Source organism: Bradyrhizobium sp. MV1.5 (genome assembly GCF_055807615.1).
This window is the reverse complement of sequence record NZ_JBVVPL010000001.1, coordinates 83,934-103,391: the sequence shown is the minus strand read 5'-3', so window position 1 is coordinate 103,391 and position 19,458 is coordinate 83,934. Positions and strand designations below refer to the sequence as shown.

18 protein-coding genes and 2 tRNA genes are annotated in these 19,458 nt (G+C 62.8%); 14 read left to right on the top strand and 6 right to left on the bottom strand.

The genetic code is table 11. The features are described 5' to 3' along the window. Nucleotides 1-13: 13 nt before the first annotated feature. Both fdhD and mobA read left to right on the top strand, forming a co-directional pair. On the top strand, nt 14-904 hold the full coding sequence (gene fdhD / locus AC0L2J_RS00500; RefSeq protein WP_063993726.1) for a formate dehydrogenase accessory sulfurtransferase FdhD: 891 nt from the start codon (nt 14-16) through the stop codon (nt 902-904). After that, nucleotides 849-1,526, top strand: a complete 678-nt coding sequence (mobA, locus tag AC0L2J_RS00495; RefSeq protein WP_473386456.1) for a molybdenum cofactor guanylyltransferase MobA — start codon at nt 849-851, stop codon at nt 1,524-1,526. Before fdhD ends, mobA begins: the two co-directional genes overlap by 56 nt. Before the next feature lie 7 nt (nt 1,527-1,533). On the opposite strand, the gene AC0L2J_RS00490 is transcribed toward mobA, so the two are convergent. The 3 genes from AC0L2J_RS00490 to AC0L2J_RS00480 are packed head-to-tail and all read right to left on the bottom strand — an operon-like array spanning nt 1,534 to nt 5,491. Beyond that, nucleotides 1,534-3,483, bottom strand: a complete 1,950-nt coding sequence (locus tag AC0L2J_RS00490; RefSeq protein ID WP_035974796.1) for a molybdopterin biosynthesis protein — start codon at nt 3,481-3,483, stop codon at nt 1,534-1,536. Between the two features lie 13 nt (nt 3,484-3,496). Next, nucleotides 3,497-4,603 carry a molybdopterin-binding protein gene (locus AC0L2J_RS00485; protein ID WP_473386454.1) on the bottom strand — a complete coding sequence of 369 codons (1,107 nt, stop codon included), beginning with the start codon at nt 4,601-4,603 and terminating at the stop codon, nt 3,497-3,499. 54 nt (nt 4,604-4,657) lie between these two features. After that, nucleotides 4,658-5,491: an ABC transporter substrate-binding protein gene (locus AC0L2J_RS00480; RefSeq protein ID WP_473386453.1), complete on the bottom strand. Its 834-nt coding sequence runs from the start codon at nt 5,489-5,491 to the stop codon at nt 4,658-4,660. A gap of 300 nt (nt 5,492-5,791) precedes the next feature. Between AC0L2J_RS00480 and AC0L2J_RS00475 the strand changes: the two genes are divergently transcribed. Further along, nucleotides 5,792-6,685 carry a helix-turn-helix transcriptional regulator gene (locus AC0L2J_RS00475; protein ID WP_063993729.1) on the top strand — a complete coding sequence of 298 codons (894 nt, stop codon included), beginning with the start codon at nt 5,792-5,794 and terminating at the stop codon, nt 6,683-6,685. A 99-nt stretch (nt 6,686-6,784) separates the two neighbouring features. Beyond that, on the top strand, nt 6,785-8,029 hold the full coding sequence (locus tag AC0L2J_RS00470) for an ABC transporter substrate-binding protein (RefSeq protein WP_473386451.1): 1,245 nt from the start codon (nt 6,785-6,787) through the stop codon (nt 8,027-8,029). Between the two features lie 108 nt (nt 8,030-8,137). On the opposite strand, the gene AC0L2J_RS00465 is transcribed toward AC0L2J_RS00470, so the two are convergent. Beyond that, a complete protein-coding gene (locus tag AC0L2J_RS00465) occupies nt 8,138-9,109 on the bottom strand; it encodes a TAXI family TRAP transporter solute-binding subunit (RefSeq protein WP_473386449.1) in 972 nt (323 codons plus the stop codon). A 107-nt stretch (nt 9,110-9,216) separates the two neighbouring features. On the opposite strand from AC0L2J_RS00465, the gene AC0L2J_RS00460 reads away from it, so the two are divergent. From AC0L2J_RS00460 to AC0L2J_RS00430, 7 genes are all read left to right on the top strand, one after another. Further along, the gene (locus AC0L2J_RS00460) at nt 9,217-10,191 is read left to right on the top strand and encodes a Bug family tripartite tricarboxylate transporter substrate binding protein (protein WP_473386448.1); all 975 of its coding nucleotides are present in this window, start codon (nt 9,217-9,219) and stop codon (nt 10,189-10,191) included. A 378-nt stretch (nt 10,192-10,569) separates the two neighbouring features. After that, a tRNA-Ile gene (locus AC0L2J_RS00455) sits at nt 10,570-10,645 on the top strand. 204 nt (nt 10,646-10,849) lie between these two features. Further along, complete coding sequence (locus AC0L2J_RS00450) at nt 10,850-11,596, top strand: DUF5131 family protein (RefSeq protein WP_473386446.1); 747 nt, start codon at nt 10,850-10,852, stop codon at nt 11,594-11,596. A gap of 2 nt (nt 11,597-11,598) precedes the next feature. Further along, nucleotides 11,599-12,762, top strand: a complete 1,164-nt coding sequence (gene tcmP / locus AC0L2J_RS00445; RefSeq protein ID WP_473386444.1) for a three-Cys-motif partner protein TcmP — start codon at nt 11,599-11,601, stop codon at nt 12,760-12,762. Nucleotides 12,763-12,846: 84 nt separating this feature from the next. Further along, nucleotides 12,847-13,800 (top strand): hypothetical protein, encoded by a 954-nt coding sequence (locus AC0L2J_RS00440; RefSeq protein ID WP_473386443.1) that lies wholly within the window; start codon nt 12,847-12,849, stop codon nt 13,798-13,800. 180 nt (nt 13,801-13,980) lie between these two features. Continuing rightward, nucleotides 13,981-14,053 (top strand) — tRNA-Ile (locus tag AC0L2J_RS00435). Between the two features lie 251 nt (nt 14,054-14,304). Further along, the gene (locus AC0L2J_RS00430; protein WP_473386441.1) at nt 14,305-15,945 is read left to right on the top strand and encodes an amidohydrolase; all 1,641 of its coding nucleotides are present in this window, start codon (nt 14,305-14,307) and stop codon (nt 15,943-15,945) included. A 31-nt stretch (nt 15,946-15,976) separates the two neighbouring features. Here AC0L2J_RS00430 and AC0L2J_RS00425 read toward each other — a convergent pair whose 3' ends face one another. Further along, nucleotides 15,977-16,345, bottom strand: coding sequence for a hypothetical protein (locus AC0L2J_RS00425; protein WP_473386440.1), 369 nt, complete (start codon nt 16,343-16,345; stop codon nt 15,977-15,979). Between the two features lie 409 nt (nt 16,346-16,754). Between AC0L2J_RS00425 and AC0L2J_RS00420 the strand changes: the two genes are divergently transcribed. After that, nucleotides 16,755-16,883, top strand: a complete 129-nt coding sequence (locus tag AC0L2J_RS00420) for a hypothetical protein (protein ID WP_007600646.1) — start codon at nt 16,755-16,757, stop codon at nt 16,881-16,883. A gap of 27 nt (nt 16,884-16,910) precedes the next feature. Here AC0L2J_RS00420 and AC0L2J_RS00415 read toward each other — a convergent pair whose 3' ends face one another. After that, nucleotides 16,911-18,323 (bottom strand): FAD-dependent oxidoreductase, encoded by a 1,413-nt coding sequence (locus AC0L2J_RS00415; RefSeq protein WP_473386439.1) that lies wholly within the window; start codon nt 18,321-18,323, stop codon nt 16,911-16,913. 471 nt (nt 18,324-18,794) lie between these two features. On the opposite strand from AC0L2J_RS00415, the gene AC0L2J_RS00410 reads away from it, so the two are divergent. Further along, a complete protein-coding gene (locus AC0L2J_RS00410; RefSeq protein ID WP_473386436.1) occupies nt 18,795-18,974 on the top strand; it encodes a hypothetical protein in 180 nt (59 codons plus the stop codon). A 212-nt stretch (nt 18,975-19,186) separates the two neighbouring features. Next, entirely contained in the window at nt 19,187-19,399 is a 213-nt protein-coding gene (locus tag AC0L2J_RS00405) for a hypothetical protein (protein ID WP_473386434.1), read from the top strand. Nucleotides 19,400-19,458: the final 59 nt, after the last annotated feature.

Below are 19,458 nucleotides of genomic sequence, written 5' to 3'. Positions count from 1 at the left end.
TAACGTCGCGGCCATGATGAAGATCGACAAAGCCCCAGCGCCCCTGATCGTCCCTGACACCGACGACCCGCGCCTCACCGAGAGCGTGACCGGGACCGACCAGTCCGGCGCCAGGATCGAGATCAAGGTGCCGGTGGAGCGCCCGCTGACGCTCTACCTGAATTCGCAGGAGATCGTCACCATGATGACGATCGGCGACTATCCGGAATATCTGGCGCTGGGCTATTTGCTCAACCAGAACATGCTGAAATACAACGACGCGGTCACCGAGGTCGAATACGACGACGACCTCCAGGTGGTGGTGGTGCGCACCGAGCACCACACCAATTTCGAAGCCAAGCTGAAGAAGCGCACGCAGACATCGGGCTGCGCGCAGGGCACCGCCTTCGGCGATCTGCTGGAGGCGGTCGAGAGCGTCGCGTTGCCGAAGGCGGAGCTGCGCACCTCCTGGCTCTACCAGATGACTCAGACCATCAACACCATGCCCTCGCTCTATCTGGAGGCCGGTGCGATCCACGGCTGCGTGCTGTGCAGGGAGGGCGATCCGCTCTGCTACACCGAGGATGTCGGCCGTCACAACGCCGTCGACAAGATCGCGGGCTGGATGTACCGCCACGGCGTCGATGCCTCCGACAAGATCCTCTACACCACGGGACGGCTCACCTCCGAGATGGTGATCAAGACGGTCCGCATGGGAATTCCAATTTTGGTGTCGCGCTCCGGCTTCACCGCCTGGGGCGTCGATCTCGCCCGGCAGGTGGGCTTGACGCTGGTCGGCCGCGCGCGCGGCAAACGGTTCATCGCGTTGTCAGGCGAGGAGCGCATCGTCTACGACCAGAACCTCGCTTATGTCGAGGAGGAATCGGCCAAGCACAAGCGCAAGGGTGAAGGTGGTGACGATTAGCTTTCCGAGCACGCAAGGCGTGCTGCTCGCCGGCGGCCTCGCCCGGCGCATGGGCGGCGGCGACAAGCCGATGCGCACTATCGGCGGCCGCACCATCCTGGAACGCGTGATCGCGCGCCTATCGCCCCAATGCAGCGGGCTGATCCTCAATGCCAACGGCGATCCCGCCCGCTTCGCTGCATTCGGTTTGCAGGTCGTCGCCGACGACGTGCCCGGCTTTCCCGGTCCGCTCGCCGGCATCCTTGCCGCGCTCGACTGGACCGCGGCGAACCAGCCTGAGGTGGAATGGGTGCTCAGTGCCGCCGGCGACTGCCCTTTCCTGCCGCGCGATCTGGTCGCGCGCTTGCACGAAGAACGCCTCGCCGCGAATGCCGAGCTCGCCGTCGCGGCATCGGACGGCCAGTCGCATCCGGTGATAGGCTTGTGGCGCGTTGGTTTGCGCGACGAACTGCGTCACGCGCTGGTGGTCGAAGACCTCCGCAAGATCGACCGCTGGACCGCGCGCTACCCGCTCGCGACGGTGACGTGGCCGACCGAGCCGCTCGATCCATTCTTCAATGCCAACACGGTCGAGGATATCGCGGAAGCCGAGCGGCTGGCCGCGCTGGATGCGGCGCCTTAATCAAGCTCTACGCCGGCCGGAATCCCGCGCGCTCCAGTGCGGCACGCGCCTCGTCCGAGCTGAGTGCGGCGAGAAAGGCCTGCACCGCAGGCCGCTGCTTGCGTGCCGTCACCAGCGCAAAGTCATAATGCTCCTCCGCGAGCGGAATGAAACCGAGGCCTACCGCATGGGCGACCGGAGCAATGGTCATGCCCCAGTCGGCGCGGTGCTGTGCGACCGCCGCGGCCACCGCGTTGTGCGAGCGTGGCTGGTTCCAGTAGCCCTCCGGGCGCGCACCACCGAGCAAACGATCGATCAGGATGCGCGTGCCGGCGCCTTGATTGCGGTTGACCATGATGCAGGAGGGATCAGCGAGCGCCGCGACGACGGCGTCCCTCGCACTGTGGCCTTCGAAACGCTTGTCGCCCTTGCGGAACACGATGCCCTGCATCCGCCGCCAGCCCGGCACGAGCTCAAGCCCCTCGATCAGGTAAGGCGTATTGTAGGTCTCGCTCTTGTCGTCGAACAGATGGATCGGCGCCAGATCGCATTCACCGCGCCGCGCCGCCGCAAGTCCGCCGAGACTACCGACGGCGATCGAACGCACGGTCAGGCCGGCATGCGCGAGTTGCGCCGTGACGAGATCGAGCCCGGTGCAATGGCTGCCGACGATGACGAGATCGGGCACCCGCACATGTGGCGTGAACAGCGTCACCTCGGCCTCGGTTCCGGCCGGCATCTGGTCGGCGAGCGCGTCGATGCGCAGAAAACCGTCGGCCTGCGCGAACGACGTGATCGCACCCGACCCCTTTCCGGAGGGATAGGCGATCAAGCCGTCCTTGCCTCCGACCAGCGAGACCATGACGAATTCGGTGCGGCCGAGCTCGGAAGCAATGCGCACCGGCACGGTCGCGTTCACCTTGGCATCGGAGCGCGGCGGCAGTCCGGCCATTTTGCGCAGCATTGGCACGATCATGTCGTGGAAGGTGAACATCGCGGAGGTCGGAAAACCCGGCAGGATCACCACCGGCTTGCCGTCGCACACCGCAAGGCACAGCGGCTTCCCGGGCTTGAGCGCAATGCCATGCGCGATGATGCCGGGCTGGCCGAGCCGGCCTATGATGCGATGGGAGAGATCGCCCGCGCCTTTCGACGTGCCGCCGGAGAGCACCAGCATGTCGGCGTCCGCCAGCGCACGGCGCATGGCGGCTTCGAGCTGGGCTTCGTCGTCGGGAATGGCGCCGAGGAAAACCGCCTCACCGCCGTTCTCGTCGATCGCAGCAGTGACGATCGCGCCGTTGGTGTCGTAGATCGCAGCGGGCGCGAGCACCTCGCCCGGCTGAACCAGTTCGTCACCGGTGGAGATCACGGCAACACGAGGTTTGCGCACCACGCTCGCCTCGGCAAGACCGCAGGCCGCCAGCATGCCGACCTCGCGCGAGCCGATGATCGTGCCGGCGCGCAGCAGCGCCTCGCCGCGCGCGATATCGGACCCTGCGTAGGATATGAATTGCCCGGGCGAGGCCGCGCGACGGACGTCGATCGCACCCGATCCCGCCGGCTGGGTATGCTCGACCATGACCACGGCATCGGCACCGCGCGGCAGCGGACCACCGGTGGCAATCGGCGTTGCCGTTCCCGCCTCCACTTGCAGCGCCGGTACGGTGCCGCAGTGAATGGTCTCGCCATTCAGCCCGAGCCGAACCGGCGCGCCTTCGCCGGCTGTCGCAAGGTCCGCTGAGCGCACCGCAAAACCGTCGACATTGGAACGGTCGAACGGCGGCACGTCGATCGGCGCAGTGATGTCTTCAGCGAGCGACGCACCGAGCGCAGCACCGAGTTTGCGCGTTTCGCTCAAAAGAGCGCGCGGGAACAGCTCGGCCTCGAAGCGAGCCAAGGCGTCCTCGCGGGAAAGGATCTTGAGGAACTGCTCCTGCTCGAGCGCGCTGCGGGTTTGCGATTGCGGGATCATCGTCATGCCAAGACCCATATCATTCCCGCATCAGATAGGCATCGACCGGCGCGCTTGCTGGAAATCCCTCGTGGCTGGCGGGAACAAGCAGCCATGCATCCGCACCGGCCATTGCCTGGAGCGGCCATTCTCCTACCGCAAGCGGCACCCACGCATGATGTTCCTCCGCCAGCAGAACCATTTCGGCGATACCGACGCTGGATGCAATCTTGCGCGCGAGCGGCAAAGTTAACTGTCGGCGCGGCAGCCGCGCCGACAGCCGCTCGACGAGCGGCAGCACGAGCGCAAGCCAGACCGCAAGCGCATGATCCGGCGATCCCGGCAAGGCGACGACAGGAACGGTTCCGAGCCGCCCGACCGCGGCGGTGCGTCCGGGCTGGAGCGCAAGACCATGGGCGATCACGTCACCACGCTGGGCCAGCGCCGTGACCGCTGCATCGTTGCGACCGACACCGCTGCCGCCGATCGTCAGCAGGAGATCGCAGGTGGGCACGCCAAACGCCTCCGCGATCGATCCCGCGTCTCGCGCGCCGGCCTCGCTCGTGTGCACATCCAGTCCTGCGGCGCGAGCGATCTCCGCAATCAGATGCATGGTCCCCGTTGCGCCTGGTACATTGACAATGCGCAGCCGCGGACGGCGCACGTTCAGTCGGTCCAGTCCGGCGGCGCGCGCGAGCAGCAGAGCGCCAGGACCGACCGGATACCCATCTGCCGCGGCAGGCGTGCGTCCGTCGATATCACTTCCAGCGCGCCTGACGCCCTGCCCCGGCACGCCCTCCGCCAACACCTGGACGAGCGGACCAGACAGCTCGACTGCGTCGGCATCGAGCACACAGTCGCATCCCGCCGGCATCGCGTCGCCGGCATCGACCCAGGCGGGCGCTCTTGCGAGAGCTAGCGGTGAATAGGAGGACGCGCCGACCAGATCATTGGCGCGTAACGCCCAGCCATCGGCGGCAGCGACGTCACGGGACGGTCGCGCCGCGAGCAGCGGATTGCCGGCCGCGATGCAGCCGGCCGCTTCGCCCAGCGGCAACTCCACCGGCGCGAGCGGATCACACCCTGTCAGCAACGCGGCGAGCGCGGAGTCGAGCGGCGTCAGCGATGGCGGCAGGCGCTGGGTCATGCATCATGATGGACCATGCATCGCCCGGTTTGGCAACCGCTGGCGATACCAACGTCAGCCGCCCGACTTGTCCGCATTGGGGAAGAACAGTTGTTGTCCGTCGACCTTGTATCCGGCGATCGCCGCCTGTCCGTCGGGCGAGATCAGCCAGTCGACGAAGTCCTGCCCCAGCTCCTTTTTCACGTTCGGAAACTTCGCGGGGTTCACCAGCATCACGCCGTACTGATTGAGCAGCCGCTTGTCGCCTTCGACGACGATGTCGAGATCGCCGCGCTCCCGAAAAGCGATCCAGCTGCCGCGGTCGGACAGCACATAGGCGTTCGCCGTGCGCGCTGCGTCGAGGGCTGAGGCCATGCCCTGCTTGGCTTCGCGATACCAGCCGCCCTTGTTGCGGGCGATGTCGATGCCGGCGACGATCCAGAGCGCGAGCTCGGCGGCATGGGTGCCCGAGCGGTCGCCGCGCGTCACGAACGGCACGCCCTTGGCCTCGATTGCCTTCAGCGCGGTCACGATGTCCTTGCCCTTGACGCCGGCGGGATCGCTCTTTGGCCCGATCAGCACGTAATCGTTGTACATCACGTCGAAGCGCTTCGCGGCAAAACCGTCGGCCACGAATTTCTCCTCCTGCGGCCGTGCATGCATCAGCACGACGTCGACTTCGCCCCTGCGTGCCCCCTCGAGGACCTCGTCGGCGCGCCGCGCGATCACCGTCACCTCGATGCCGGTCTTGTCACGGAAGATCGGCAGCAGGTAATCGAGCAGGCCGGACTCCTGCGTCGCTGTGGTCGTGGCGAGCACGATCGCGCGTTCCTCCGCGGATGACGCCGCAACGCTCGCGGCGAGGCCGCAGAAAAGCGCGAGTGCAACGGAGAGGCGGCGGACGGCCATGATCGGGTTCCCACAGGCTATGACGCGATCATGATGATGATCGATTGCGCCGCACTCGTGACGCGTCTGCTCATTGTCCCGCCGTGTCGGGAAATTCCGGCAATGCGGCGCGCGCGACAGCCGCGAGGTCCGCGCCACGCGAGCGATTCAGGATCGTTCACCAAAGCAGAGATCGCGCGTGGGGATGTGTTGCAAAGCAGCGAGATGATCAGGCATGGTCGTAGCGGACAAAACTGGAAATGCAGAATTCCACCTGCGTCGAGCTCCAAAAAGAAGCAAGAATTTGCATAGGAATGCAGGATGGAATTCCTGACGACCAGCGAAGCCGCCGACTATCTTCGGCTCGGCGAACGCAAGCTATACGAACTCGTCACCACCGGTGCGATCCCCTGCACCAAGGTGACCGGCAAATGGCTCTTCCCGCGGCACGAGCTCGACCTCTGGGTGCTGTCCGGACTGGCGCGTCCGGCCGGCATGCTGATTGCTGAGCCGCCGCCGGTCGTCGGCGGCAGCCAGGACGAGCTTCTGGATTGGAGTCTGCGCGAATCCGGCTCGGGGCTGGGATCGATGAGCGAGGGCAGCGCGCGCGGGCTCGAGCGCTTGCAGCGCGACGAGGTGATGGCCGTGGCGGTGCACTTCCACAGCCTCGATGCCGATGGCAATCTTGCCGCGGACGCCAATGCGACGGTTCTGCGAGACGCTCCGGACCTGCATGATGCATTGCTGGTCGCGTTCGTGCGCCGCGAGCAGGGTCTCGTGCTGCCACCGGGCAATCCCAAGCGGCTGCGCGGCCTCTCCGACGTGCTCGCGCTCGGGGCCAAAATGGCGATGCGGCAACAGGGCACGGGCGCGCAAATGCTGCTGGATGTGTTGCTGAAGCGCGCCGGCGCCTCGACGCGCGATTTGCGCCGGATCGAGACGCCGGCCCTGACCGGGCCGGATCTCGCCGAGATCGTCCGCGCGGGACAAGCCGATTGCGGAATTGCGACGCGTGCGGCGGCGCGCTCGGCCGGCCTCGATTTCGTGCCGCTGGTCTGGGAGAATTTCGACCTCGCGATGCGGCAGCGCAGCTATTTCCGCCCCGCCATGCAGGGCCTGATCCGGTTCCTCAGCGAAAAGCGGTTGCTCCAGCGCGCCGAGGAGCTGACCGGCTACGATCCCTCGCCGGCCGGACAAATCCGCTTCGCCGCCTGACGTTGACGCCCGCCCCCAAATAGTTGCAAAAGAAACCAATTCAGCCGGGCCATACCCGGGGGTACACCGGCCAACGCGCCGGATCAGGGGAGGATAAGCATGAAGCCAACGAGATTTGGACTGCCGGTGGCTGCCGGCGTTGCAGCGACGTTCCTGGCGACGACGTTCCTGGCGACGACGCTGCTGCCGGGCGCCGCAGTGGCGCAGGTGTCCGACGATGTCGTCAAGATCGGCGTGCTCACCGACATGAACGGTCCGGCCTCGGCGCCGACCGGCCAGGGCTCGGTGACGGCGGCGCAGATGGCGATCGACGATTTCGGCGGCACCGTGCTCGGCAAGCCGATCAGCATCGTCGTCGGCGACCACCAGCTCAAGGCCGATATCGGCGGCGCGATTGCACGGCGCTGGTACGACGTCGACCAGGTCGATCTGATCGTCGACGTGCCGGTCTCCGCGGTCGGGCTCGCGGTTCAGAACATGGCCAACGAGAAGAAGCGGCTGTTCATCACCCACTCCACCGGCACCGCGGATTTCCATGGCAAGTTCTGCTCGCCCTACGCGATCCAGTGGGTGTTCGACACCCGCGCGCTCGCGGTCGGTACCGCGGATGCGGTGGTCAAGCGCGGCGGCGACAGCTGGTTCTTCATCACCGACGATTATGCCTTCGGCCATTCGCTGGAGCGCGACGCCTCGGCGGTCGTGACCGCCAATGGCGGCAAGGTGCTGGGCTCGGTGAAGCCGCCGCTGGCAACGCCCGACCTCTCTTCGTTCGTGCTGCAGGCGCAAGCCTCCAAGGCCAAGATCATCGGCATCGCGGCGGGTCCGCCGAACAACATGAACGAGATCAAGACCGGCTCCGAGTTCGGCGTGTTCAAGGGCGGCCAGCAGATGGCGGCACTGCTGGCGCTGATCACCGACATCCACGGCCTCGGCCTGCAGGCGGCGCAGGGCCTGTTGCTGACGACGTCGTTCTATTGGGACCTGGACGACAAGACCCGCGAATGGTCGAAGCGCTACTTCGCCAAGATGAACAAGATGCCGTCGATGTGGCAGGCCGGCGTCTATTCGAGCGTGATGCACTATCTCAACGCCATCAAGGACGCCGGCACCGACGATCCGCTCAAGGTCGCAGCCAAGATGCGGGAAAAGCCGATCGAGGATTTCTTCGCCCGCAACGGCAAACTGCGCGAGGACAATCTGATGGTGCACGACCTCTGGCTGGTGCAGGTGAAGACGCCGGAGGAAAGCAAATATCCGTGGGACTATTACAAGATCCTCACGACGATCTCGGGCGACAAGGCGTTCGGTCCGCCGGACCCGGCGTGTGCGATGGTGAAGAAGTGACCGCGTAGCGGTCATCCCGGGATGGTCCGAAGGACCAGACCCGGGATCTCGAGATTCCGGGCTCGATGCTCTGCATCGCCCCGGAATGACGGTCGCTTGTTGCGACCGTCACTTCACCACCCCGATCTCGCGAAAATACTTCATCACGCCTGGATGGATCAGCTCCGGCTTCGGCGCGGCGGCGACGGTGTTTGCGGCCGTGGTCTCGCAGGCTTGCGCGAGCTGCTTGCAGAATGCCGGCTCGATCCCGTGAAGCGTCTTCGCGAGCCGGTAGGCGATATCGTCGGGCAAATCTTCCCGCGTCAGCACAAAACTCCAGGAGCCGAGCGAGGCGATCGGTTCGGACTGGTTCGGGTAGCTGCCGGCCGGCACGGTGAGCGGCTTCAGGAACGCGTGTTTGGCGCGGATGCGCGTGATCTCCTCAGCACTGGGCGCAATGAAGCGCGCGCCTGATCCGCTCGAGGCGACCGCAGCAAAGCCGGGCCAGCCGATGCCGGCGCCCCAGAGTGCTGCGACGCGGCCGTCCTCGACCATCGCGGGGCCGTCGCCGGCGCGGTCGAGATAGATCGCCTTGAAATCCTCGTCCTGCTTCAACCCGAGACCATCGAGCACGTAGCGCGCCAGGATCGGCAGGCCCGAGGCTTTGGCGCCGAATGCGACGGGCTGACCGACCAGATCGCGAATGGTCTTGTAGGGACTGTCCGCGCGCACCACGAACATGCCGGGGTTGGAATAGATCGCCGTGAGGATCTTCAGCCGTACTGGCGCGCGGCCGATGCCGGCGAAGGCCTCATAGGCCGGCTCGCCCGCCACCAGAGCGAGATCGAGCGCGCCTTTCTCCAAGAGCGGAATGTTCTCGTTGCTGCCCTTGGTGTTGCGCGGGGCGATGATGGCTTGCGGATCGGCCGCGTTCATCGCTTGCGCAAAGGCGTTGCCATAGAGCGGAAAGCCCCCGCCGGGCGTCGCGGTGCCCAAGCTGATCGTCAGGCCGGTGGTCGGAATGGCGTTGCCTCCGGTTTGAGCGGCGGCGGGGCTGACCAGCAGCGCCGCGCCGAGAAGAACGGTGATCGCGAATCTCATGGACGGTCCCGGCGGGGGCGCGTCAACATCGACTTGCGGCGATGTAGGCAGCGCCCCGATTTTGTGAAAGCATGCGGCCCAACGACAATAGAACAATGGGAGGCGTCATGTTGCGAATTTTGCGTAACAGTATTTTCGGGCTGGTTTTCCTTTCAACACTTTTGGGCGCCGCACCTCCCGCCTCCGCCGCTTATCCCGACCGTCCCGTGCACTGGCTGATCGGCTTTTCCGCCGGCGGCCCGGTCGACATCGTGGCGCGGATCATGGCGCAGTGGCTGACCGACCGCCTCGGCCAGCAGTTCATCGTCGAGAACCGCACCGGCTCCGGCGGCAACATCGCGGCCGCTGCCGCGATCACCTCACCGCCGGACGGCTACACGCTGCTGTTCGTCGCGCCCAACAACGCGATCTCGACCTCGCTTTACAAGAAGCTGCCGTTCGACTTCCTGCGCGACACCGTGCCGGTCGCCAGCATCATGCAGCTCACCAACATGCTGGTCGTCTCCAACGCGTTCCCGGCCAAGACGGTTCAGGAGTTCATCGACTACTGCAAGGCCAATCCCGGCAAGATCTCCTTTGCCTCGTCCGGCAACGGCACCTCGGTGCACATGTCGGCGGAGCTGTTCAAGGTGATGACCAAGTGCGACATGGTGCACGTGCCCTATCGGGGATCTGCGATCGCGTTCCCCGACATCATCTCCAACAAGGTGCAGCTGATCTTCGACAATCTCCCCTCCGCGATGGAGCAGGCCAAGGGCGGCAATGTCCGCGCGCTCGGCGTCACCTCGCCGCAGCGCTGGCCGAGCGTGCCCGACGTGCCCGCGATCGCCGAGACTTTGCCCGGCTTCGAATCGGTCGGCTTCTACGGCATCTCCGCGCCGAAGGGCACGCCGCCTGACGTGATCGAGATCCTCAACAAGGCCGTCAACGAGGCGCTGAAGGACCCCAAGCTGGTCGCGCGCCTCACCGAGACCGGCGGCATCCCCAAGCCAATGACGCCGGCCGAGTTCGGCAAGTTGGTCACCGACGAGACCGAGAAGTGGCGCAAGGTGGTGGAGTTCGCCGGCGTGTCGGTGGACTAGCGCCGGGGAACTGCCGCGCCTGCGGCGCGACAGCAAGGCATTGGAGGGGATCGGAAGACCCCTCCCAACAAAATGTGCGAAAACAACCCCATGCACAGTAGAAAGATCTTGAAATTACAAGGGGTTACAGAATCGAAAAGCGGAGCCCCTGGCGCGATTGCCAGAGGGCGGGGGCGAAGGCTCGGCGAGACGGGCTTGCGCCGTCGGGCAAAACAGGACTATAAGGGCATCATCGCCAATTTCGGTTATTCAAAAATCTTAGACCCTGCCGCGCCGGCGTTTCCAGCCGCCGGAGCCAGCATTGCACCCCCGCCTCCGTCCCTGTAAACGAACCGCGCACCGTTGCCGGCCGCGCCTCTCGCGGGCCGTCTCGCGGCGGGGCCTGTAGCTCAATGGTTAGAGCCGGCCGCTCATAACGGTCTGGTTGCAGGTTCGAGTCCTGCCGGGCCCACCAGACGTCGGACGTTGCGCTCCCTGCACTCGACGTGCTCCTTCGCGACGCCAGTCCGATCAAACACCCGCGCGACGTTTGCATCCCGGACCTACGCTTAGCGCCTTAAGGTCAAAGCGCCGAATTTCCGGTAATGGTTCGTAGAAGAACCAAGACCTCTACCATCTCAGACTGTGATGGATTACACTCTCGCTTCAAGGTTACGCCATGGCAAATTCGACATCGATCGAGTGGACCGACGCGACGTGGAACCCTGTGACGGGTTGCACGAAGATCAGTGCAGGCTGTGACAATTGTTATGCCGAGCGATTTTCGGAGCGCTTTCGGGGGACGCCGGGCCACCCTTTCGAGACCGGTTTCGACCTTACGCTACGTCCCGAGCGCATAGAGCAGCCACTACGCTGGCGTGAACCTCGAATGATTTTCGTTAATTCAATGAGCGATCTATTCCACAAGGAAATACCGAGCGCCTTCATCTCCCGAGTATGCGACACAATGGAAAGTGCTCATTGGCACACATTCCAAGTCCTAACTAAGCGCTCCTCAGTCATGCGAAACTTTTTGAGGCGTCGATATAAAGATGGTCATGGTCCAAACCACATCTGGTTTGGTGTCTCTGTCGAAGACGGCACGAAGCTGAGTCGCGTAAGGCACCTCCAAGACGCTCCGACTGGCGTCCGTTTTCTTTCGATCGAGCCGCTCATCGGACGCATTGGGAAGCTCGATCTAACGGGAATTGACTGGGTAATTGTCGGCGGCGAGAGCGGCCCCCGTGCGCGTCCGATGAACCCCGACTGGGTTCGCGAAGTCCGCGATCAATGTCTTTCCGAGGGTGTCCCATTCTTCTTCAAGCAGTGGGGTGGCATTCGCCCGAAGTCAGGCGGCCGCGATCTAGATGGCGAAGAATGGAGCCAATTTCCAACTAAACAGCGATTTGCTGATGCAGCCGAGTAATAATGGTCGATATTGAAGATTATAAGGGCCGTGAGCAGGCTTATGTAAAGCACGTCCTGCTCGAGCAGTACCTGGAAGCGCTCGTGCACAAAACCGCGAGTGCCTACCCTCACATTGTTTATGTTGATGGCTTTGCAGGGCCCTGGCAAAGCGCGAATGAGAATCACGAAGATACGTCGTTCGGAATTGCGCTGCGCGCGCTCCGCACAGCAAAAGCAGCGTGGAAGAGTAACGGCCGCGACGTGAAGATGACGGCGATACTAATCGAAAAGTCGCCCACGGCATTTAAAGAACTTGAAAAGCTTCCGCCGAAATTTCCAGACGTTCAGATCATACCGCAAAAAGGGGATTTTGTCGTCCTCGTACCCACCATACTGTCAAAAATCCCAAAGGACGCATTTTCATTCTTCCTCTTAGATCCGAAGGGCTGGCGGATTCCACTCAACACACTTCAACCGCTATTGGCGCGGCCGAATTCGGAAGTTTTGTTCAATTTTATGTTCGAGTTCATCAATCGTGCCGCCAGCATCAATGATCCTGCCGTAGTGACAGGCCTAAACGAGTTGCTACCCTCTGGAGATTGGCGGCAACGACTTAACCAAGCAGCCACATCCGATCAACGCAAAGAAGTCTTAATCGACGCATTCACGAAATGCATCCTTCAAGCAGGCAATTTCAAGCATGTGTGCGAAACAACGATTTTGCGCCCGGCCCGAGATCGCCCTTTGTACTCACTCTTTTACGGGACAAGACATGATCGTGGCTTAGAGGTTTTCCGAGATTGCCAAGTCAAGGCGCTCGAAGCTCAAGCGGCCACTCGCGCCGCAACGAAGGTCGATCAGGCCGAAGCCAAATCCCGCCAGACAGAGATGTTCGGCTCACTTCACGAAATGGCTGAAAATGAAGCGAGCACATTTCTTGAATCTGAGAAGAGCAAAGCGCGCGAAGCCTTAGCTACACTGGCGCCTGAAAAGGCAAATCCGATACTCTACAAAGATCTCTGGCCACTCGTTCTGGCCAAGCATGTAGTGAGATTGACTACCGTCAATCAACTGGCGGCTCAACTTCGAAAGGATAATGTTCTCCACTTTCCGGATTGGGAGCCGCGCAGACGCGTACCCCAACCGAATTATCGTTGTTGCCGCAAAGAGAAAGAAACTCTCTAGCTATGTAGCTGTCCTATGGTCGATCCGCACTGCTGCGATAGTGCAGCCTAGGTCGCTTTCACGGGTTCGAAGGCTCAAAACCACATGATCCTAGTTCCCGAGAACAACGATCGTTGGCAGTTACTCACGCCCCGCAACATAGCCGCGCGAAAATTGTGGGGGTGGGGTCATTCGATTCAGAAAATACTTGCCGCGTCAGAGCCAACGCCTCGCGAAAGCGCGCATTTAGTCATCGCTTCGGACTATGGTGGAGAGCACAAGAAAGCGACCCATTTGATCTACTGCTACCTCATTGCTCGAGGAGGCATTGATGAGTGGCAATCATCTAATCAAGCAGCGCGTAGACATCTGACCAATGGGCGTCGGATGGCTTACAAAAGACTTGATGACCCGCTTCGACAAAGCGCACTCGTCCCATTTCTAGCCGCCGCCGCTGGACTCGACGGCCATCTCGTCGCTATCGCGATCGATAAGAAAAAGAAATGGCTATCCATCGCGCCCGGAGAGTCGATCTCTCTGCTCGAGGCGCTCAACCTAAAGGAAAAATGGAATCCTCGCGCACTCGAGGGCATGCTTCGAAAAGTTCACATCACGGCTATCTTACTCTCGCTCTGGTCACGGCCTTATGGCAACGTCACTTGGATAACCGATCAGGACGAATTTGTAGCAAACGACTCACGCCACGATGATGCTCTGAGGGCGGCCGCACGCTTCTCATCCTTCTACGTCGACTATCCAATGGGCGTATTCCGTCTCAATACCACGGATCAAGACATCGGTGCGCGCGACTTCGAAGACTTGTGCGCCATCCCAGACTTATCTGCCGGCATGCTGTCTGAGGTATCGAGCAGACTTCGCAATAGAAATTGGGAAGACAGGCTGTGGACGTTGGAAGGCGAACTACCGCCAAAAGCCGATCTCATCGCCGATTGGTTCTGGGACGACAGAATGACGCTTCGGAAGACATTGATAACAATCGACGTCCACGGGACAGGCTTCGGTGTCCGAAAGATGTCAAGGCTTACCCCAATGGAATAAGCCAATCGAATTGCCTTTTGATCGTGCGAGATACTTCGGCTTTCACGGGTTCAAGGGCTTCTGATTAGGTGCACTCAATGCATGGGCTCGAAAGCTCGCGGATTAAGTGCGCTGTCATCGCGATCTGTAAACGAACGCGCACCGTTGCCGGCCGCGTAGTCCCGCGGGCCGTCTCGCGGCGGGCCTGTAGCATAATGGTTAGAGCCGGCCGCTCATAAGGGTCTGGTTGCAGGTTCGAGCCCTGCCGGGCCCACTAGCCTTCGCTCGCTTCGCGAGCTTCGGCTAGGCACGCCGGAGCCACAAATGGCAAGCGAACCGTGCGAAGGCGGGCTGCAAAATCAAATACTTCGGCCTTTATCAAAATTTCCAGTGGACCGGCTGATTTTGTTGGTGCCAGACTTGGTCAGGATCACCACACTCCCCGTTACGACACGCGATGTCCGCGAGCGCACCCGACGGCGGATGTGTGGCGCCGCTTCGGCCTCTCTCATATTGGGACTGATGATGCGAAAGCTTCTGGCGATTTTGGTGATCTCGTGCTGGGCCAGTTTGGCTTACGCGCAAAAGGCCGACCTCATTGTCACGAACGCAAAGCTCGTGACGCTGGATCCCGCATCGACGATCGCGCAGGCTCTCGCAGTCCGCGACGGCAAGATCGTTGCAGTCGGCGGCAACGATTCCATGGAAGGCCTGATCGGGCCCGCGACGCGCCGTGTCGACGCGGGTGGACGCACCATCATTCCGGGATTGATCGATTCCCATATTCACGCGGTGCGCGCGGGACTGACCTACGCAACCGAGGTCAACTGGATCGGGGCAAAGACTATCCCTGAGGCCATGGAACGCTTGCGCCAGGCGGCACAAGCGCGCCCGGCGTCATGGATCATCGTCGCCGGTGGCTGGAGCGAATTGCAATTTGCGGAGAAGCGGCGGCCAACGCTCGCCGAGGTGATGGCGGCCGTTCCCGACAATCCGGCTTACATCCAGCTGTTCTATTCGGCGGTGCTGATGACGCCGAAGGCGCAACAAGCGCTCGGGATGTCCGCGGATCAGTTGCCGGCCGGTATCACGGCCGCATCGGGCGACGCCACGGGCTGGCTCAACGGCTCCATCGTCAGTATCTCCGCGCTGTTCGATCGGCTGCCGAGGCCGAATTTCGAAGAGAATGTCGCCGGGACCCGGCAGTTCTTCACGGAACTCAATCGTCTTGGCGTGACCGGGATCGTGGATCCCGGCGGCTTCAGCATTTATCCCAGCCATTACGCCGCCTTGCAAAAGCTCTGGCGTGACAAATCGCTTTCGGTTCGGGTTGCCTACAGCCTGTTCGCCCAGAATGTCGGGGCGGAATTCGAGGAGTACAAGGCTCTCACGCCGTTCCTGCCGATGGGATTTGGCGACGACATGCTGCGGTTCAACGGACTAGGCGAGCGGATCACCGGCGCCATGTACAACAACAATGCGCCCGACGCGGCCGCCAACGACAAGTTTCGCGAGATCATTCGCTGGGCGGCCAAACAAGGGCTGACAGTCACCATCCACTGGCAGGACGACAAATCCGTCCATCACCTCCTGGACCTCTATGACGAGGTCAACAAGGAGACGCCGCTCGCGCCGTTGCGCTGGTCCATCGCCCATCTCGACAACACCTCGCCCCAAACGCTGGCGCGCATGAAAGCCCTTGGTGTCGGCTGGACCATGCAGGACGCGATGTATCTCGGAGGCGACCGTATCGTGGCGCAGGCCGGCGAAGCTGCACGCAGCATGCCGCCCATCGCCACGGCGTTGCGCATGGGGGTCCATGTCGGCGCCGGCACGGATGCGCATCGGGTCGCATCCTACAATCCGTTCGTGGCGCTGCAATGGATGCTCGACGGCAAGACCGTCGGCGGACACTCGACGCGCGGGCCGGACGAAACACCCAGCCGCGAAGATGCCTTGCGCCTCTACACCGTGGGAAGCGCCTGGTTCTGCTTCGACGAGACGCGGCGCGGCACGTTAGAGACCGGCAAGCTCGCCGACTTCGCGATTCTCGATCGGGATTTCCTGTCCGTCCCCGTCGAGCAAATCGGCGCCACGGCGTCGCTGCTGACGGTCGTGGGCGGCAAGGTCGTCTACGCAGCGGATGTTTTCTCGGGCGCAAAATAGAAGCTGGAAGCCCGCCGTGCTGCTCTGCGGCTCAGGCGATGGCTTCAGCACGCCCGGTCATGGTCCGCAGGCTGAAGGCCGCGAGCGCCAGTGCGCAGACGAGGTGCCACATCACGCGGGGATCGACCAGACTGCCGATGGCTGCACCGAAACCTATTGCGACGATGGCCCAGCAAAGGCTGGCGACGAGCGATAACCGTGCCACGGCGGTGTCTTCGGGCCGGCCGGCACGAACCAGATTGATCGCAGAGGTCAAGCCGGCGGCCAGGCTTCCCGAGAGAGCCCAGACCAGTTCGGTGCTCCCGAATGGGAAGGATGCGATCGATCCAAAAGCGTGAAGCCCGGCCCCGATCAGGAGCAGAATTGCGAAAATCCGGTCGAGCGTTGATGCCTTCACCATTGGCAGCTCATCTCCCCACGACGCTGAACCGATTTCTACATTCCGGAGCGTTGTTACCGGCCGGCCACGACAGCTTTCGTGCCACGGTCAGATCCACCCCCCGATGCGGCGGCTAGATAGTTCAACTTTGTTCCACGTGCAATAGCCAACGGGTGGCGGCGGCCTCGAAGGCCCATCCGCACCGGGCGGTGGCAGACCTGTAATCTGTTGCGGGTCGGCTCTCGGGTCTTCGCCTGCGAACGAAATCTGGTTTTGAAGGGCGACACCTTGTGAACTCGTAGTGCGGCGCCAGCTTTTTGAGGCTATGACGGTGTGGCCGAGGCTGTCGGCGCCCGTCTGGATGATCGCCCCTGCCGAGCCCTCTCATACGGTGCGATAGTTGACCGCTCTCTCGCGGCAGGAGACCTCCATGACCAGTGAAAAAGGCCCGAACATCAAGAAGAAGCAGAAATGCAAGAACTGCGAGGGCAAAGGCCTGCTCAAGAAGGGCGACAAGGTGGTGAAGTGCCAGCGCTGCAAGGGCACGGGCGTGCGGTGACGATCCGCTGATGACCTCCCCGCCCCGCTAGTTTGCGCGGACGCCGCCGGCAAAGTGCTTCTCGACGATGTATTTCGAATGGACGACGATCGGCTCGACCAGCTCGAAGTCGGTGGCGCCGCCGACGTAGAAGGTGCGGTCTTCGCCCTGCATGCGGGCAAGGTCGGCATAGATGCCGGTCTTGATCTGGTCCGGCGTGAAGTGCTGGAAGTAGGTGAACTCGTCGAACGTGTGCCAGCGCGGCTGGCTGGTGTCGATCGTGCCGCCGAGCAGTTTGGTCAGGCGCTTGACCTCCGCGATGACCTCGTCGCTGGTCTGCTTGTCCCTGGGGCGCGTGTAGAACTGCGTAAACATGTTGCCGCTATCCTGAAACTGCCGCGCGACCGCCCACGGCGTGCCCTGTTCGGTGAGCGGCAGCACCGGCGCGACCGGCGCATCCATCTTCATGTCGATCCAGAACGTCGTCATGCAGTACGGATTGAACTTGATCTCGCGATTCACGTTCTGCTCCGCGGCATTGGCAGCAAGGCCGAGCTGCGCGAACACGTCGGTCGTCAACGGACAGGCGAGCACCAGATAATCATAGAGCTTGCTGTCCTTGACGATCTTGAGGTCGTTCAGATCCTGCTCGGGATATTCCATGTCGATCCGGACACCGGCCGCCGAACGCTCGATTTTGGTGATGTTGACGTTGAGCCGGACGTTGAGGCGCCAGGACACCCGTTCCCACAGCCGCTGAAACCCGTCGGTGAAACGCCGCGGCCAGCTCCCGATGATCCAGTTGACGGGGCCGTGCCCGAACACCATCGGAAAGAACGTCCGAACCGACATGTAGCGCAACGCATAGGGCGTCGCGATGTCGTCGAGCTGGCCGTAGCCCATGATCGTGATCGGAAACTGAAACAGGGTGGCGAGCGGCATCAGATCCTGTTTTGCGAGCCAGGACTTGAAGTCGACGCAGAGCTCGGGGCGCTCGTGGATCTTGTCGAGATAGTCAGGCGCGTCGATGACGCCGCTCAGCTGCCAGCGGATATAGAGATATCGAACCGCCGCCCAGAGGAAGGTCCACAACGAGATCGTGGACTTGGTGTAGGGGTCGTAGAGCACGGCCTCCATGAGCGATCGGTACGTGAAGCTGTTGCCGTCAGGCGCGATGTCGATCGAGGTGTAGGGCTCCTCGGCATAGGTGGTGGCGCCGACCTCCTGCGCGATCTCCAGCGTCTCCTGGTAGGCCCAGGTGACGTAATTGGCACCGAGGTCATAGCTCATGCCGTCGACGGTGAGACTCTTGCAGAGTCCGCCGATCTGGCCGAGCTTCTCGAGCACCGTGACGTTGTGAAACCCGTTCTTCGACAGGAACCATGCGGTCGACAGGCCCGCCGGGCCCGCGCCGATGATTGCAATGGTCGCGTGGCAGTCGACTGCGTCGATGCGGGTCATGAGGTTTCCAGGGTGAAGCGCGGATGTCGGGCGATGCCGGGACGACGACGCCGTGACGCGGCGGCATCGTTCAACTTGAGATCGATCCTGAGCCAGAATGCATACTGAAGGTTTTCCGGCGGCGGCGCAAGCTCTGGTTGTGATCAATTCCGCAATCCCGCAAGCGGGGCCATCTCGGGGATGCGCAGGCTCGCAACTGACGTGCACTGCATCCGACATCCTCGATTGGCACTTCCTGCGGCAAGGCGCGTTGCGGTCTTTTCGAGGGAGGTGAAGATGACCAAGACCGACACGCACGGCGTAACGACCGGGACATCGCCGACGGGTTCGGCGGCGCTCAACCCCGGCGATGAAGCCCCGCGGGGCGCGCGGCGATTGAGCCGGCTGTGACTCTCGATCGCGGCTTCATAGTTCCAGCAACGAACGGCCCGCATCCGTGTTTTCCGGATGCGAGACACAATGAGGCGCGCCATGACCAGGGATGCCGGACTGAAGCCCGACGATTTCCCGATCGAAGCCGACAAGGACAAGCTCAGGACCCACAAGGGCGAGCCGGTTGCCTCGGCCGAGTCGGACGAGATCGCGGATCAGATCGCCGAACGGCTGAACGAGCATGCCCACCAGGAAGAGCAGGATCGTTGGTCGGCCTAGGCCCCTCGCCTTGCCGCCACCCTTCCGGAGATAGCAACGGCGGATAGGAGCGACTTTGTAGGAACGACCTTGGGCCGTCGCGTATTGGGCCGCGCCGGGTCCTTGCGATTCCGGCAATGGCGGCCTCGGCTCGAAGCCCCGCCCCCGGGCCACAGGCCGGGGCCGCCTGATGGAGGACTGCGCGAGAGACCATGGAGGCGCCCACACCAGGGATGCAAAACCCGCTTCGACAGGCGCGGCTCTACGGCTACCTGATCGAACGCGAGGGCGCGCTGTTTCATCCCGGCGGCAGCCACCCGCTGTGCAGCGCCGGCATGACGCGACGCATGATCGAGGCGGGCTGGCTGGTGAAAGCCGGCGACCGCTACGAGCTGACGCCGCAAGCGCAGGAACGGATCGCCCCGCGCGCGGTGAATTCGGGATGACTTGATCGTCGCTGCTGCCGGATTTGCGCTGCCCCGCAGGAACAGGTGCGTCCCCAGAT